Origin of the sequence: Vibrio anguillarum, from assembly GCF_001989995.2 — a bacterium.
Taxonomy (GTDB): Bacteria; Pseudomonadota; Gammaproteobacteria; order Enterobacterales; family Vibrionaceae; genus Vibrio; species Vibrio anguillarum.
Genome location: NZ_JAHGUP010000054.1, coordinates 16,465 through 30,112 on the forward strand (window position 1 = coordinate 16,465; position 13,648 = coordinate 30,112).

Sequence of the window (13,648 nt, forward strand, 5' to 3'; positions counted from 1 at the left end):
ATGCAACCTTAGGCATCGTTATGCCACTGCGTTAGTAAGTGTGCAGTTTAGCATGCCACTGGTTCAATTGATGAGAATTTCGAAGAGTTATACGATTACCCAATGTATTGCATTATCTGGATTTGAAGCCGTAGTTCGAAGCCAAAAGTGATAGCGTTAATCATGGTTGTATTCTTGACGTGAGTGAGTGTTAGAGAGTGTTTGAAATCCAGAATAAATGCGGGTAATGGTGGTGAACCAGCATGCGCCGCCGAATAGATAAGCTATTAAGGCAAAATGTTGAGGAAAAAGACAAAACAGGACGAAACAAGCAATCGTTTCCGTACCCTCAGTCAAGCCTGACATGTAATACAGTGATTTATGCTTGTAGATAGGGCTGTGGATGTTTCGCTTGCTGGCCATCACGGCGAAGGCAAGAAAGCTGCTTCCCGTACCGATAAAAGAAAAGGTCAAAAAGGCGCCAGCTACCGCATTGTGCTCAGGTGAAGCCAGCACAAAACCAAACGGGATGAGCGAGTAAAACAGAAAATCTAAACTGATATCGAGAAATCCTCCCGCATCGCTGACCCCTTGAATTCTTGCCAACGCACCATCAAGGCCATCTGCTATTCGGTTTAGTATGATGAAAATTAATGCCAGCGTGTACTGCGAGAAAGCAAGTGCAGGAAGTGCACAGCAACCTAAAGCAAAACCCCAGAGTGTCGTTTGGTTCGCTGTAATGCCTAAGCGATGAAGCCCTTGAGCTGTTTTCTCTAGTGGCCAACGAATGATTTTGACACTAAATCGATCAAGCATGTGCGCTCTCCCATGAGCAGGTTAAAATGCGGCTGTTAGGCGGAACATCGTCTTTATCGTGCGTGACCATCAAGGTCGGAATGCCTTCGGCGACCAGTTGATTGAAGACCCAATCCCTAAATTGGATCCGCAGTGCTTTATCTAACTTACTAAATGGTTCATCCAATAGTGCCAGTTTGGGTTGAGCCAGTAGCATGCGAGCCAAGCTAATACGTGCTCGCTGCCCCCCAGATATCTGTTCTGGGTAAGCATTGGCAAGAGGTTCGAGAGAAATTTTCTGTAATGCTTTTTCTGCTTGAGACTGCCGTTCATGGCCTTTTACCGAGTTGGGCAAGGCAAAAGCCAAATTTTGCCAAACCGTCAGATGTGGGAAGAGCAGATCATCTTGAAATAAAATACCGACTTGCCGCTGATGTGCAGGCCGCAAAGTGATGTCGACACCGTCCAGTATGACTCTGCCTTGGAAGCTAAAATCCCTCCCCAAATGACCCGCAATTACATTAAGTAGCGTTGATTTTCCACAGCCGCTCGGCCCCATTAAGCTGACAATTTCACCAGGGGAGATGGTGATATTTAAATCCGATAAGAGAGCTTCACCATTTTGTTTATGGATGGCGAGGTTTTCGAGGCAGAACGTCATGAGTAATGGCTTCCTTACGGGCAGTTTTTTTAACGATAGGGTTCATGGTACGGCGATGAGTTTGTAGGCGGCTGATCACAATCGCCAAGGTGAAAAAAATTAAAGGAAGTAGGGCTTGCCAAATGGCATAGATAGCGGTGACTCTGCGGTCAAAGCCACTCGAGAGCGCAACGGCTTCGGTAGTAATAGTAGCGATCCTTCCTGCGCCGAGCATCAAAGTCGGCAAATATTGCGCTAAGCTCACACTCATTCCAACCGCTGCCGCGTAAACGATGGCTGGCAAGAGTTGCGGCGTTTTAATTTGCCAAAATACTTGCCACGGCGTTTTTCCTAAACTTAACGCTGCTTTAGTCAGGTTTTGATTGTAGCTTTTCCATGGACCATCCAAAGCAAGATAGACAAAAGGAAAGGCGAAAAATACATGTGACCATGTAACCCAAAGCCAATACTGATCGCTGGCTAAAAAGAGTGTGGCGATCTGCATGCCAAATAACAGTGAAAGCTGAGGAATGAGCATCGGCAAGGCGATCAAATAACTGGGTAAATGGCGCTGATATTTGAGCTTATACTCATGAGCGAGTAGAGATAACACCAGCGTAATCACAGTGCTGAATAGCGCTAATTGTACGCTTTGATAAATGGTTGGTGCGATATTCAACCATTCGTTGTCCCAAAAACGGGTACTGAACTGGCTGGGCCATAAATCTGGAAAGCGCCAACGTTGTGCAAAACTCCAAACCACCATTAAAGGCAACATCAGCAAAGATAAGGTAATAATGAATAAAAACAGTGATTTTCCTGGCAAGGAAAGCGCATAGCGGCCTGAGTATTGCCAGCGTTTGTAGTGTCGCGTCGAACACTTTTCGATGAAGAGAACGATCAATAACATGGCGCTGGCAAGTATAAACAACAGAACGGCGCCAGCGGCGGCGCGAGGAATTAAGGCTAAGTTAGGGTCACTAAACCACTGCCATACCAATACTGCAAACGTTGGTGGATTATTGGGGCCTAAAATGAGCGCTAAATCGACAACGGATACGCCGTAGGCAATCACGGCAAAGAGGGCAAACCGCAGTTTATTTAACCACTGTGGGAAGATCACTTTTAGCCATAGTTGGGGTTGAGAATAACCCAGCGAAGCCGCTGCTTGTTGCAGTTTATCAATGTTTAATTGCTGCAAAATGGGGATGCTCATCAGCAGTAAAAAAGGAACTTCTTTAAGTGCTAACGCTAAGGTTAATCCGACTGCGTAAGGGTTGCGTACTAAAAGTGAAGCGCCATCTCCCATGAATGAGGTTCCAAACAGATGATACAAAAGGCGATCCGTCATGCCGCTTGGCGAGAATAAAAAAGCAAAACCAATGGCAAAAGCGACGTGAGGCATAGCCAGTAGCGGTGACAAAGCGTTCTCTACTTTTGACCAGTGACGGCTGTGCCATAATGATTGCAATATCACAAAGCAGATCGCTGCGGCGAGATAGGTACTGATTAACGCAGAACCTATGCTAAGTAGTAGAGATTGCCCGACTCCCGACCATTGTAAGATGGCGATGTAGCCATCTAGAGAAAAGTGGTGCAAGCCAACGGGAGGAATATAGCCCAATGAGGAGAGTATGACCCCAAGTAGGCCGGGAACAACTGGGGCAATACAGATGACAATAATCAGCAAATAGCTTGCTCTAAACATCGGGCTTTATCTCAGTCTCTTTAGTGGCCGTAGCGTTGTTGCCATTCGGCTTCAAGCGCCGTTTGCCAACTTGGATGTGGCTCGGCGATTGATTTAAACAGCTGAGTTTTCTTAGCGCTGCCACTTAAGAACTCATTTTGTAATACCGATGGATCTCCCCAAATGGAAAGATCTCCTTTACGAGATTGTGCTTCCGGACTGAGTAAGAAATTGATCGCAACCAATGCGCCTTCTTTGGCGCTCGCATTCCAAGGAATGGCGAGAAAATGAATGTTAGAAAGAGCCCCTGTTTCAAACGCGTAGGAGCGGGTAGAGGCCGCTAGCGTTCCATTTGCTTGAGCGGAAAAAACAGCATTGGGGTTAAAGTTGATGGAAAGATCAAGCTGACCATCATCAAGCAATTGCAGCATTTGAGCGGAACCGCTGGGAAACTGCTTGCCTTGACGCCAGGCCACAGGATGAAATTCATCAAGATAGCGCCAAAGAGGTGCTGTCACTATGGCAAAATTTTGTTCATCCACAGGCTTAGACAGGGCAACATCGTTCTCTGTTAGTTCAATCAATAAGGCTTTAAGGAAACTGGTGCCATGAAACTCAGGAGGACGAGGGTAACTAACACGATTCGGAAACGCCTTTGCGTAGCTCAACATTTCTGAAAATGAACGGGGTGGGTTATTGAGCTTTTCCTGATCGTAAATAAACACCAGTTGTCCTACACCCCAAGGCGCTTCAAGGCCAAGAGTCGGCTCTGAAAAATCTTGATCGATCGGCAGTGAGGAATCAACATATTGCCAGTTAGGTAAACGCTCCGTAAATGGACCATACAGTAAACCATTACTTTTCATGGACTTAAAGTTTTCACCATTAATCCATACTAGATCGACACTGCCATTATTATTTTTAGCGGCCGCCTTTTCTGCAATAAGCCGTGTTGTTGTCTCGGCAATATCGGTCACTTTCACCTGTTTTAACTCGATACCGTAGCGATCTTGAAGCTCGTTGCCTGCCCAGCGAATGTACTCATTAATCTCTTGGCTTCCTCCCCACGCGTGAAAGTAAACGGTTTGTCCTTTAGCTGCATCTGTGGTTTGTTGCCAAGTTTGCGCTGACGCGGAAAGTGCGAAGGCACACGTGCAGAGTAAGGTGATGAGCTTTTTCATAATTATCCTTAAAGATCGCTTTATTCAGTGACTTAGTGAATAGACCGGAGATATTTCCATGTTCATTCATTATGAACGAAAAAAAACAAAAGATCTGAATTGGTGAGAAAAAGCAGAAGTCGCAGATAGGTGAATGATGTGTGAGGTGGTCTACGGAAATGGCAGCCTGATGGAGAAGACTGCCATGAGAAGAATGACTGAAATTAATTTACCCAATCACGTAAAGTAAAGGTGAGCGTGTGAACCTCATTTTTAAGCGTTAGGCTATCTTTAGTCAGATTGATCTCGCTCCAATCTGACAATGTTTGAGAAAACGCCTGCTCGGTATCCATGACATCACCGATATACATCATCATGGTCATGCCCATTTTTTCGATGCGGAATTGGTTGTCTTTTAGCTCGGCTTGCCCAAAAAAGTTATTGCAACCTGCGTTACCGCTAGCCATCATCTTTTCGCCGATTTCTAATCGCGGTGCTTTTTGTTTGTCATTATTGACCACGTCCTTGCCATCAATTTGCACCAGTTGCCAATTGTGATGCTGCAAATCTTGAGCGGTAATGCTTTCTACATCACCATTACTTGCACAGGCACTCACCAATACAGGTAGAGAAATTGCGGCTAGCCATTTTTTTGAACTAAACTTCATCGTATTAGACCCCAGAATTTGGAAAACGCGCACAGTATATAAAATTGAGTACTGTTTTTGTCAGTATAAGGTGATTGTTTTATATGCGTCACAGTTTACAATCAGGAAGTGACACACGTTACTCTTATGTGGCGGACATTAAATTGGAAAAATAATTGAGTAACCATGGAGCAACTCGAATTTTTTAAAGTGCTGAGCCCTTGTATCGGTGTATGTTCAGTTGATGACAAAGGTTATTGCCAAGGCTGTATGCGTAAAAGGGAAGAGCGTTTTAACTGGCTCTCAATGACTGCTGCGCAGCAACTGCATGTCATAAAATTATGCCAACAGCGCTATAAGCGGAAAAAACAGAAACAACAAGCGCAAAACAAAGCAGATTCCGAGCCAGAAACGAACCCGCAGCGCGATCTGTTTTAATCAATTACTTCATTCCCCAAAAATCACTGACCCAACCACCAGCATGTTCATCAAAATGATTACCGTGAAAACGTTTATTCACATCGGGTTGTTCCATGTTGGGTTTTTCTGTTAGAAGCTGTTGAATATAGTTCGCCATTGGATCCGTACATTGGTGCCGCGTTACAACATCTTTTATCAGTTGTAATCGATAAGTGGAACTTGCGCGTTTCATTTCTATAACCTCCATTGTTGTGGTAACCAATAGAAAAAATAGAAGCGATCCAGTACAGCGTCAATCAAAGATCTGCTTAAAATTTGCTCAATTTTATGATTAAAAATTAACCACCTGATTTGGCTCGATTAAAGCTTTTTAAGCCATAGAATCTATTTAAAGAGAGATCGCTCTCGAAATTTTGTGATTGCTTTTCAGTGTTGCAACCGAATGAGCGACCCCATCACATAAACATATTTATAAAATCAATAATATCCACTCTGTTTTAATGAGAGCCTGTTTATACGTATGAGTATGTTATGAAACTAAAAATTGTTACTAGCGCAATACTTGCTTCTATTGCCGCTTCTTCTTTCGCTGCTGATGGCGATATTCATCAAGTTACCATTCTTGGTACTTCCGATATTCACGGGCATTTTATGCCATGGGATTATGCTGCTGACAAACTGAATATGCAGGGGAGCCTAAGTCAAATCGCCACCAAGGTTAAACAGATACGAGAGCAAGATAAAAACGTTATTTTAGTGGATGCGGGAGATACGATTCAGGGAAACTTTGTTGAAACGTTTAAGCATGAAGCCGTAGACCCTATGATGCTCGGTTTTAATGAGATGAACTACGATGTTTGGGTACTGGGTAACCATGAGTTTGATTTTGGTTTATCGGTATTAAATCGCTCCCTGACTCAATTTAAAGGCCGAGCGTTAGCCGGGAATATTCAGAGGCCCGATGGCAATCCATTCTTACCCGCCGCAACAATTATTGAAAAAAATGGCGTCAAGATCGGTATTATTGGAATGGATACCCCGATGACACAAGTGTTTGCTGAAGGCACTAATCGCCTTGAAGGCATGAGCTTCACTAACCCAACACTTGAAGTAAAAAAAGTGATTGGGCAGATAAAAAATGGTGTCGATGCGATCGTTTTGGTTGCGCACATGGGGCTGGATAACGAAAACGACATCAAAGATACGGGCGTATCTGATATTGCCAATGCTAACCCAGAAATCGATGCCATTGTTGCTGGCCACATGCACACTAAAATTGATAAAGCGACGGTAAACGGTGTCATCATTACCGAGCCTGATAAATATGGACGCGTTTTATCTCGAATCGATTTACAATTTGAAGAAAAGGATGGCAAATATACGCTCGTTCATAAAGACAGCTTCACTTACCCTATGAAAGGTGTTGATTCTGATTCGAAAATGGAAACGCTGTACGCACCTTATCATCAACGCTTACGAGAAAACGCTAATCGCGAAATTGCGATACTTGACGGAGTCGACTTGGTTCCTGATGATGAAATACGCGGTATCCCTCAAGTGCATATTCAAGATACCGGCATCAGTGCGCTGTTTCAGGAAGCCAGTTTTTTCTACGCGCCAAAAGCAAACGTGATCGCACTGCAAATTGATAATGACCAAGCTCAACTTGATACTGGCCCAATCAAAGCAAAAGATATCGCGTTTAACTATCAATATGCTGGTGGTGAAATTACGGTTTACCAAATGACGGGTAAAGAGCTGCGCACCTACATGGAATGGGCCGCTGGGTATTTCAATTCCGTCTTGCCAGGCGATGTGACTTATAGCTTTGATCCAAAGCGGCGCGCATCGAAATACTCAACCAATGATTTTTTTGCGGGTGTCACTTACACCATTGATCTTACTCAACCTGCGGGTAAGCGAATTAAAGATCTGCGTTTTGCTGGTGGACAACCGATTGATGATACTAGTGATATTCGGTTGGGTATGAATAGTTACCGAATGGGGCATTTGACGCAGAAAGGGGGTAGCCTTGAAGGGCGGTCATTCCCGATTATTTTTGACTCGGAAGCGGAATATGGCGAAGAGGAAGGAACTATTAGAAACCTAACGATCCGCTATCTCACCCAAGAAAAGCAAGGCCGCTACGAAGGGAAACCAATGCAACGTTGGAAGCTGGAAGGTTTGCAAGGGTATGAATCGGAACGTGCCACCGTGAAAGCTCTAATTAATAGTGGCCAAATTGATGTACCAAGTAGTGATGATGGGCGTTATAGCAATATCGCCTCGATCAATGTTAAAGCACTGCTTTTTACCAATAAGGCCGCGGCTGAAGAGGCGATCAATGCGCGTATTTTGCAAAGTAGCCAAGCTTCTGATGCTGAAAAACAGCGTATCAATCGAGATATTGTATTGCTCAAGGCATTGAATGTTAATGTTTTAGATTAGCTAAAGTTTTAAATTAACGGTTAAGGCTCTGGCCAAAAGTCAGAGCCTACTACTTTAACGACTAACTCATCAATAACCAGAATCCAACGCCTATCATCAATGAGCCTGAAATACGGTTCATTAGACGCACATTTTTTGAATGCCCTAGAGCTCGTTTTAACCCTTTGCCACCTGTTGCGTAAAGTGTCATGCAGACAAATTCCGAGACCATAATAATGGACACCAGCAGTAATAGTTGAGGTGCAAGTGGTGCTTCACTATTAATAAAAGGCGGAAGTAGGGAGACCATAAACGCCCAGCCTTTAGGGTTAGCAATCGCGGTCACAAAACCTTGCACGACAAGATCCCAGTCTTTGTTATGGGGAGTGACCTGTGAGTCGCTACTGAGGGCGAGCTTGCCTTTTGATCGCCACATCTGAATGCCTATATAGCCAAGGTAGATGGCACCGATGGTTTTGAATCCGGTAAAGAGCCAAGGGTAATTGAGCATAATCGAAGCCATCCCCAAAACGGCTGCGATGGAAACGAACGCCACACCGACGATCTCTCCCATCATCATCCATAAAGTTCGGCGATAACCAATACTCATCCCAAGACTCAGTGCCAATGTCATGCACATACCTGGAGTAATCGAAACAAAAAAGAATGTTGGTATAAATGCCAGAAGTAAAGTACTGCTCATTAATCAATCCGTGTTGAGAGACAAGAGCTCTAGCATACACATTAATTACAATCTTCACTATTTCACTTTGCTGTGCAATTGACGACAGTGCTACTTACGGATTGAAACCAATAAAGATGACCGTTTGGGATGATGAAGCATAGATAGGATGCACAGAGATGAAAAAAGCCGCATTGCTGCAGCTCTTTCGTTGTTATGGCTTACTTCTTACGATTTTTTAGTCGATTCATCATGTTCAAACGACGTTCTGCTGAGGCTTGATCCGGCTTTTCGTCATTTGGGTTGTTACGACGGCCTTGGCGATCTTTGTACGCCGCTTTTGTGTGAAGTTTTTCAATGTAGGCATCACGCTGTTTAGGTTCATAACCTGGCTGCTCAACACGGCGGATGCGTTGCTGGATAAGGTTTTCAACCTGAACAACAGTCAACTCTTCTTCGCGGCTGACAAATGAGACAGCATGTCCCTGTTTGCCAGCACGACCAGTACGACCTATGCGGTGTACATAATCTTCGGCGAGAAATGGCATGTCATAGTTAACCACGTGCGGCAGGTCGACGATATCTAAACCACGTGCAGCCACATCGGTCGCAACCATGACACGCACTTTGCCTTCTTTAAATTCTTCAAGAGCGCGTCGACGTGCACTTTGTGCTTTATCGCCATGACATAGCACGGCCTTGATGCCATCCAATTTCAGCTCTTTAACCACTTCATTAGCCGTCTCTTTATAGTTCACAAACACTAAGACTTGTTGCCAATTTTTGCGGCCAATCAGCTCAGACAGCAGTTCCGTTTTACGCTCTTGATCGACAGGGTAAACCACATGTGCCACTGTTGCGGCCGTGGTATTGGCACGATCAGCATTAATGCGTTTGGGTTTGCGTAAAATATCGCCCGCCAGTTGGTTAAGCTGAGTGGATGTAGTGGCCGAGAACATCATGATTTGCGGTGAGGTTTCTACTTCAAGCATGATTTTACGCACGGGATTGATGAATCCCATATCTAAAATTCGATCTGCTTCGTCGAAAACCAAAAACTCAAGGTTGGCGAGTGAAACATTACCTTCACTTAAATGTTCTTCTAATCGGCCAGGGGTCGCGACCAAAATGTCCACACCCATTTCAAGCTGACGAACTTGAGAAGACATTTTATTTCCACCGTAAACAGCAGCGACACTGAGTTTGGTGTACTTGACGTAGTCTTTAATGTTCTGGGCAATTTGTGCCACTAATTCTCGCGTGGGTGCCAAAATTAAGCCTCGCGCTGTTTTAGGCGAAGGTTGCTTGCCGCTATCTAACAGATGTTGAATAACGGGCAGTGCGAATGCTGCGGTTTTGCCTGTGCCAGTTTGCGCCGTTGCAAAAATATCATGCCCTTTACGAGCCTCGGGAATGGCTTGTCGCTGAATGGGGGTAAGTTTTTCATAGCCGCATTCAGTAAGCGCTTTAACAAGTTCAGGTGCAAAACCTTGAGATGAAAATGACATTTAACGGGTTCCTTAAGCAGACAGCCTACAGTTCTTAATTTTAGCCGTGCACTATATAGGATTTAGAGTGATTTATCTCACGTTTATCGTGATCAGTGATAAATTTCCTACATTATTGACCAATTGTATTTGAGTTCACAAATGAGATGAATTGGTGATTCATAGCGGTTGCCTATCTTTCTATTATGTTTTTACTTCAGAAGCCGATAATAAATGGTAGACTCTCAACACTTGCGTAGCATCATGATGACGCAGAAGTAATTAACCTTGATAAAGGATGCATAGACGCCATGGACAATGCAGATTTTGTACAGAAACGGCAATATTACCGCTTAAAGTATCCAAAGCGGGCAAGACCTACCGTAAAAATTGATGATCAGCTATTCCATGTCTGTGAAATATCAGAGCAAGGCATTCGTATTTCAATGCCGAGAGTGACTACTTTATATTGTGGTCTATCGATGTCTGGTACGGTGCAGCTACGCAGCAATAATACAGTCAAAATTGCAGGTCAAGTACTGCGCTTTCAACAAGATGAAGTCGTGGTTCAACTATCCAATGGTCCTGCTTTTAAGCACATGGTTGAAGAACAGCGTTATATTCGCCAAAGATACCCGTCTTACTTCTCGTCTTTACGTTCTGCTTAAATCAAAAACTGTCTGCGTTGAAACGAGCGGTGCGTGCTTCTGCGATTGTGCAGTGCGTGATGTGCATAAGTTCGGCGAGAGTGATTGATGGGTTTTGTTTAACAAGCCTTACCAACTTGGCTGATTTGGGTTCAAGCTGTTCCTGATATTCTGCCAGTTTGTCTTTGAGTCTCGTTATTAAAAATTGCATGACCAGTGAATCAAGTTCTCTGAGCCGATTTGCCAATAATTCAAGTTGCGTTATCTCACCACTGATTTGCCAATTTCTGGAACGTCGTATTCGTTTCAGGTCGCACTGATATTCTCTCGCCAGCATTTTTGCTTTTTTCGCATTTTCTCCACCAAGCCGATGAATTAATGAGGGGAGGGAAATCGTGATGATCATAATAGCCATGTTCTTGTTTGGATGACTTTCCGTTATAACACGGTCTTATAAAACGGTGAAACCCCGATAGTTGGTAGCTATCGGGGTTTCGAATTTTTAGATTTCTCGGATGGTAAGGCCGATCATCTTTATGCAAAAGGTTGGATTTTATCCAACTAATTCCTTGGTAGGAAATTAGATGCGGATGAAGTCCATGTGCTCAACTTTTGGCTTGAACACGTGACGTTGAACGTCTTGTGGCTTAACTTTTACTTCTGCGCCATCAATTACTAGAGTAATTGCTTCGTAGAATTCTGGTTTGTCCATTTGGTTGATCACGTCAGAATGATCCAGTGCGATAGCAACTGGCGCTGCTTCACCACCGTAAACAACTGCTGGGAATTGGCCCGCGTGACGTAGGCGGCGGCTCGCACCTTTACCTAGTTCAGTACGTACTACTGCTTCGAATTTCATAGTTTTTACACTCAAATTAGTAAAAATAAACTTCACATCTGCAATGCGACCTTGCTGATGTGGTATAGCTTTGATAGTGAATCAATGATTACTAACAAAACGAGCGCGGATACTAGCACTCTATCTAAGATGGGGCAATAGAAAATCCCTTGCAGCATCGATTTATTGCAGTGTTACGAAGGACCGTGACAGTCTTTATTGCTTAATGTCGAGTTCGATTTCGTCCATTAAACCGAACGAAAAGTCAGCACCGCTTTTAACCCCCCCATGGTGCTAGTCGATAGGGTTAGCGTGCCGCGATAACTGTGCGCCATTTCACTGACAATATTCAACCCAAGCCCAGATCCAGAGGTTGTTTCGTCCAAGCGCACGCCACGTTGTACCGCTTTAGCCAGATCTTGCTCAGCAATACCTGGGCCATCGTCTTCAATGTGGATTTCTACCCAGCCTTCTTCTCGATTTTTTGCGTGAACTCGAACCAAAGAAGCTGCCCATTTGTAGCTATTTTCCAGTAGGTTGCCGAGCATCTCGTCGAGATCGGTTGGGTCAACGGCAACCTCTAGATCAGAATCCAACTCATTAACTAACGTGATTTCACGCTGTGCGTAAATTTTGTCAAATGCCATAGAAATAGCATCTACCCGTTCGCTTGGATTGGCTTTTACCGCAAGAATATTCATTGAGCCAGCCATGCGCGCGCGGCCTAGATGGTAGTCAATCTGCTTTTGTAACTGTTCAATCGGTGTTCTGAGTTTCTGCTGTTGTGCGAAATCAAGATGATCGATCTCATTGCGCAGTACAGAAATCGGCGTTTTTAAAGCGTGAGAGAGATTGCCTGCATGATTACGTGCACGTTCAAGCAATTCTTGATAGTGGAATAACAGTGCATTCAAATCATTGACTAACGGAAAGACTTCTTTTGGGTACTCGTCACTGAGACTGGCTTGTTGACCTTTGCGCAATGCGGCCAGCTCTTTTTGCATTTTCCCTAACGGCCGTAATGACCAACTGACTTGCAAGCCAATCAGCACCAATACACCACTGAAGAGCAGACCTAGTATCATCCACAATTGGCTAATTACGCTGTTTAAAGTGTCTTGTAATGGCGCTTCATCAAGACCGATGGTAATGGTGATAGGAGAAGGGAAATCTGGTAAGTAGATGATTTGTTCAATGACGATCAGTTTTTCATCTCTTGCGCCTTTGACGATGTTTTTCAAGCCATGTTTTTCGCTGATAAGGCGTTTATCCCACAATGAGCGAGAACGAAGCGATTGATCATGGCTTGAGGCCGTCCAATAAAGGCCGCTGTAGGGTTGACTAAAACGAGGGTCTGAAAGGCGCGACGACAGTACTAGATTCCCTTGCGGTGTCGCTTCCAAGTTCGCCGTGATTTCATCCATCGCTAAGCGTAGCTGACTTTGCACATCATTGACTAGGTAGTCTTTGATCAGTGTGGGAATGCCAATTCCCGCCGCTAAAATCATGGTACCTAACCAAAACGTTGCCGCGAGCAGTAAACGACTTTTTAAACTGAGGCGCTTTAAGGCCGAGGTTTTATTTTGCATTAAGCTGGTATCCCAGTCCTCTCACGGTTTTGATAATGTTGTTATTGATTTTTTTACGGATGCGGCCAATAAACACTTCGATGGTGTTGGAGTCTCTATCGAAATCTTGTTTGTAGATGTGTTCCACCAGTTCAGTCCGTGAAATGACTTTGTCGGCATTGTGCATGAAGTAGGCAACCACTTTGTATTCCAGTGCCGTCAAGCTCACCGCTTGACCTTGCCACATCACTTTAGAGGTTCGAGTATCAAGGCTTAAGTCACCGATTTGCATCACAGGGGAAGCGTTACCTGATGCTCGGCGCAGTTGTGCGCGGATACGAGCGGTTAATTCCACCATCTCAAATGGTTTGGTGAGGTAATCATCTGCTCCTGCATTTAAGCCCTCGACTCGTTGAGTCAAACCGTCTCTTGCACTGAGGATCACAATAGGCGTATTAATGTTTTCATCTCGAATGCCTTTCAATACGGTGAGCCCATCGAGCTTGGGTAAACCGAGGTCGAGCACAATCACATCCCACTCTTCTGATGTGGCGCGATAGAGTGCATCAATGCCATCTTGTGATAATTCAGGCACCCAGCCGGTCTGTTCAAGCGCTTCTACAATTTGTTCCCCAAGACGAGGATCGTCTTCGACTACCAATATTTTCATG

The 13,648-nt window shown here is 44.4% G+C and carries 15 protein-coding genes; 3 read left to right on the forward strand and 12 right to left on the reverse strand.

Annotated features, from left to right (window positions below; all coding sequences use genetic code 11):
• Positions 1 to 156 precede the first annotated feature (156 nt).
• The 5 genes from PL85_RS13245 to PL85_RS13265 all read right to left on the reverse strand — a co-directional run bounded on the left by PL85_RS13245 (position 157) and on the right by PL85_RS13265 (position 4,929).
• Positions 157 to 795: a CDP-alcohol phosphatidyltransferase family protein gene (locus PL85_RS13245; protein WP_115339727.1), complete on the reverse strand. Its 639-nt coding sequence runs from the start codon at positions 793 to 795 to the stop codon at positions 157 to 159.
• Positions 788 to 1,435: an ATP-binding cassette domain-containing protein gene (locus PL85_RS13250; RefSeq protein ID WP_017046189.1), complete on the reverse strand. Its 648-nt coding sequence runs from the start codon at positions 1,433 to 1,435 to the stop codon at positions 788 to 790. Before PL85_RS13250 ends, PL85_RS13245 begins: the two co-directional genes overlap by 8 nt.
• Positions 1,401 to 3,122, reverse strand: a complete 1,722-nt coding sequence (locus PL85_RS13255; protein ID WP_064625073.1) for an ABC transporter permease — start codon at positions 3,120 to 3,122, stop codon at positions 1,401 to 1,403. The genes PL85_RS13250 and PL85_RS13255 overlap by 35 nt, the downstream gene beginning before the upstream one ends.
• A 20-nt stretch (positions 3,123 to 3,142) precedes the next feature.
• The gene (locus PL85_RS13260) at positions 3,143 to 4,282 is read right to left on the reverse strand and encodes an ABC transporter substrate-binding protein (RefSeq protein ID WP_096036319.1); all 1,140 of its coding nucleotides are present in this window, start codon (positions 4,280 to 4,282) and stop codon (positions 3,143 to 3,145) included.
• Between the two features lie 203 nt (positions 4,283 to 4,485).
• The gene (locus PL85_RS13265; protein WP_115339728.1) at positions 4,486 to 4,929 is read right to left on the reverse strand and encodes an META domain-containing protein; all 444 of its coding nucleotides are present in this window, start codon (positions 4,927 to 4,929) and stop codon (positions 4,486 to 4,488) included.
• A gap of 165 nt (positions 4,930 to 5,094) precedes the next feature.
• Between PL85_RS13265 and PL85_RS13270 the strand changes: the two genes are divergently transcribed.
• On the forward strand, positions 5,095 to 5,346 hold the full coding sequence (locus PL85_RS13270; protein WP_013857474.1) for a DUF1289 domain-containing protein: 252 nt from the start codon (positions 5,095 to 5,097) through the stop codon (positions 5,344 to 5,346).
• Positions 5,347 to 5,350: 4 nt separating this feature from the next.
• Here PL85_RS13270 and PL85_RS13275 read toward each other — a convergent pair whose 3' ends face one another.
• The gene (locus PL85_RS13275; protein WP_174223830.1) at positions 5,351 to 5,560 is read right to left on the reverse strand and encodes a hypothetical protein; all 210 of its coding nucleotides are present in this window, start codon (positions 5,558 to 5,560) and stop codon (positions 5,351 to 5,353) included.
• Between the two features lie 299 nt (positions 5,561 to 5,859).
• On the opposite strand from PL85_RS13275, the gene PL85_RS13280 reads away from it, so the two are divergent.
• On the forward strand, positions 5,860 to 7,776 hold the full coding sequence (locus PL85_RS13280; RefSeq protein WP_115339729.1) for a bifunctional metallophosphatase/5'-nucleotidase: 1,917 nt from the start codon (positions 5,860 to 5,862) through the stop codon (positions 7,774 to 7,776).
• 61 nt (positions 7,777 to 7,837) lie between these two features.
• Here PL85_RS13280 and PL85_RS13285 read toward each other — a convergent pair whose 3' ends face one another.
• Entirely contained in the window at positions 7,838 to 8,458 is a 621-nt protein-coding gene (locus PL85_RS13285) for a LysE family translocator (protein ID WP_094125351.1), read from the reverse strand.
• A 200-nt stretch (positions 8,459 to 8,658) separates the two neighbouring features.
• Entirely contained in the window at positions 8,659 to 9,945 is a 1,287-nt protein-coding gene (locus PL85_RS13290) for a DEAD/DEAH box helicase (protein ID WP_026027722.1), read from the reverse strand.
• A gap of 290 nt (positions 9,946 to 10,235) precedes the next feature.
• On the opposite strand from PL85_RS13290, the gene PL85_RS13295 reads away from it, so the two are divergent.
• The gene (locus PL85_RS13295) at positions 10,236 to 10,592 is read left to right on the forward strand and encodes a PilZ domain-containing protein (RefSeq protein WP_017046184.1); all 357 of its coding nucleotides are present in this window, start codon (positions 10,236 to 10,238) and stop codon (positions 10,590 to 10,592) included.
• Position 10,593: 1 nt separating this feature from the next.
• Here the strand turns inward: PL85_RS13295 and PL85_RS13300 are convergent, their stop codons facing one another.
• The 4 genes from PL85_RS13300 to PL85_RS13315 form a co-directional block, all read right to left on the reverse strand.
• Positions 10,594 to 10,986, reverse strand: a complete 393-nt coding sequence (locus PL85_RS13300; protein WP_017047699.1) for a ribosome recycling factor family protein — start codon at positions 10,984 to 10,986, stop codon at positions 10,594 to 10,596.
• A 165-nt stretch (positions 10,987 to 11,151) separates the two neighbouring features.
• A complete protein-coding gene (gene rplY / locus PL85_RS13305) occupies positions 11,152 to 11,430 on the reverse strand; it encodes a 50S ribosomal protein L25 (RefSeq protein WP_010318386.1) in 279 nt (92 codons plus the stop codon).
• Between the two features lie 227 nt (positions 11,431 to 11,657).
• Entirely contained in the window at positions 11,658 to 12,998 is a 1,341-nt protein-coding gene (locus PL85_RS13310) for an ATP-binding protein (RefSeq protein WP_064625082.1), read from the reverse strand.
• The gene (locus PL85_RS13315) at positions 12,988 to 13,647 is read right to left on the reverse strand and encodes a response regulator transcription factor (RefSeq protein ID WP_010318384.1); all 660 of its coding nucleotides are present in this window, start codon (positions 13,645 to 13,647) and stop codon (positions 12,988 to 12,990) included. The genes PL85_RS13310 and PL85_RS13315 overlap by 11 nt, the downstream gene beginning before the upstream one ends.
• Between the last annotated feature and the right edge of the window lies 1 nt (position 13,648).

What these genes read in the sequence shown, in the direction of transcription:
- PL85_RS13245 (WP_115339727.1), bottom strand. Translation starts at nt 795, where the DNA reads ATGCTTGATCGATTTAGTGTCAAAATCATTCGTTGGCCACTAGAGAAA.
- PL85_RS13250 (WP_017046189.1), bottom strand. Translation starts at nt 1,435, where the DNA reads ATGACGTTCTGCCTCGAAAACCTCGCCATCCATAAACAAAATGGTGAA.
- PL85_RS13255 (WP_064625073.1), bottom strand. Translation starts at nt 3,122, where the DNA reads ATGTTTAGAGCAAGCTATTTGCTGATTATTGTCATCTGTATTGCCCCA.
- PL85_RS13260 (WP_096036319.1), bottom strand. Translation starts at nt 4,282, where the DNA reads ATGAAAAAGCTCATCACCTTACTCTGCACGTGTGCCTTCGCACTTTCC.
- PL85_RS13265 (WP_115339728.1), bottom strand. Translation starts at nt 4,929, where the DNA reads ATGAAGTTTAGTTCAAAAAAATGGCTAGCCGCAATTTCTCTACCTGTA.
- PL85_RS13270 (WP_013857474.1), top strand. Translation starts at nt 5,095, where the DNA reads ATGGAGCAACTCGAATTTTTTAAAGTGCTGAGCCCTTGTATCGGTGTA.
- PL85_RS13275 (WP_174223830.1), bottom strand. Translation starts at nt 5,560, where the DNA reads ATGAAACGCGCAAGTTCCACTTATCGATTACAACTGATAAAAGATGTT.
- PL85_RS13280 (WP_115339729.1), top strand. Translation starts at nt 5,860, where the DNA reads ATGAAACTAAAAATTGTTACTAGCGCAATACTTGCTTCTATTGCCGCT.
- PL85_RS13285 (WP_094125351.1), bottom strand. Translation starts at nt 8,458, where the DNA reads ATGAGCAGTACTTTACTTCTGGCATTTATACCAACATTCTTTTTTGTT.
- PL85_RS13290 (WP_026027722.1), bottom strand. Translation starts at nt 9,945, where the DNA reads ATGTCATTTTCATCTCAAGGTTTTGCACCTGAACTTGTTAAAGCGCTT.
- PL85_RS13295 (WP_017046184.1), top strand. Translation starts at nt 10,236, where the DNA reads ATGGACAATGCAGATTTTGTACAGAAACGGCAATATTACCGCTTAAAG.
- PL85_RS13300 (WP_017047699.1), bottom strand. Translation starts at nt 10,986, where the DNA reads ATGGCTATTATGATCATCACGATTTCCCTCCCCTCATTAATTCATCGG.
- rplY (WP_010318386.1), bottom strand. Translation starts at nt 11,430, where the DNA reads ATGAAATTCGAAGCAGTAGTACGTACTGAACTAGGTAAAGGTGCGAGC.
- PL85_RS13310 (WP_064625082.1), bottom strand. Translation starts at nt 12,998, where the DNA reads ATGCAAAATAAAACCTCGGCCTTAAAGCGCCTCAGTTTAAAAAGTCGT.
- PL85_RS13315 (WP_010318384.1), bottom strand. Translation starts at nt 13,647, where the DNA reads ATGAAAATATTGGTAGTCGAAGACGATCCTCGTCTTGGGGAACAAATT.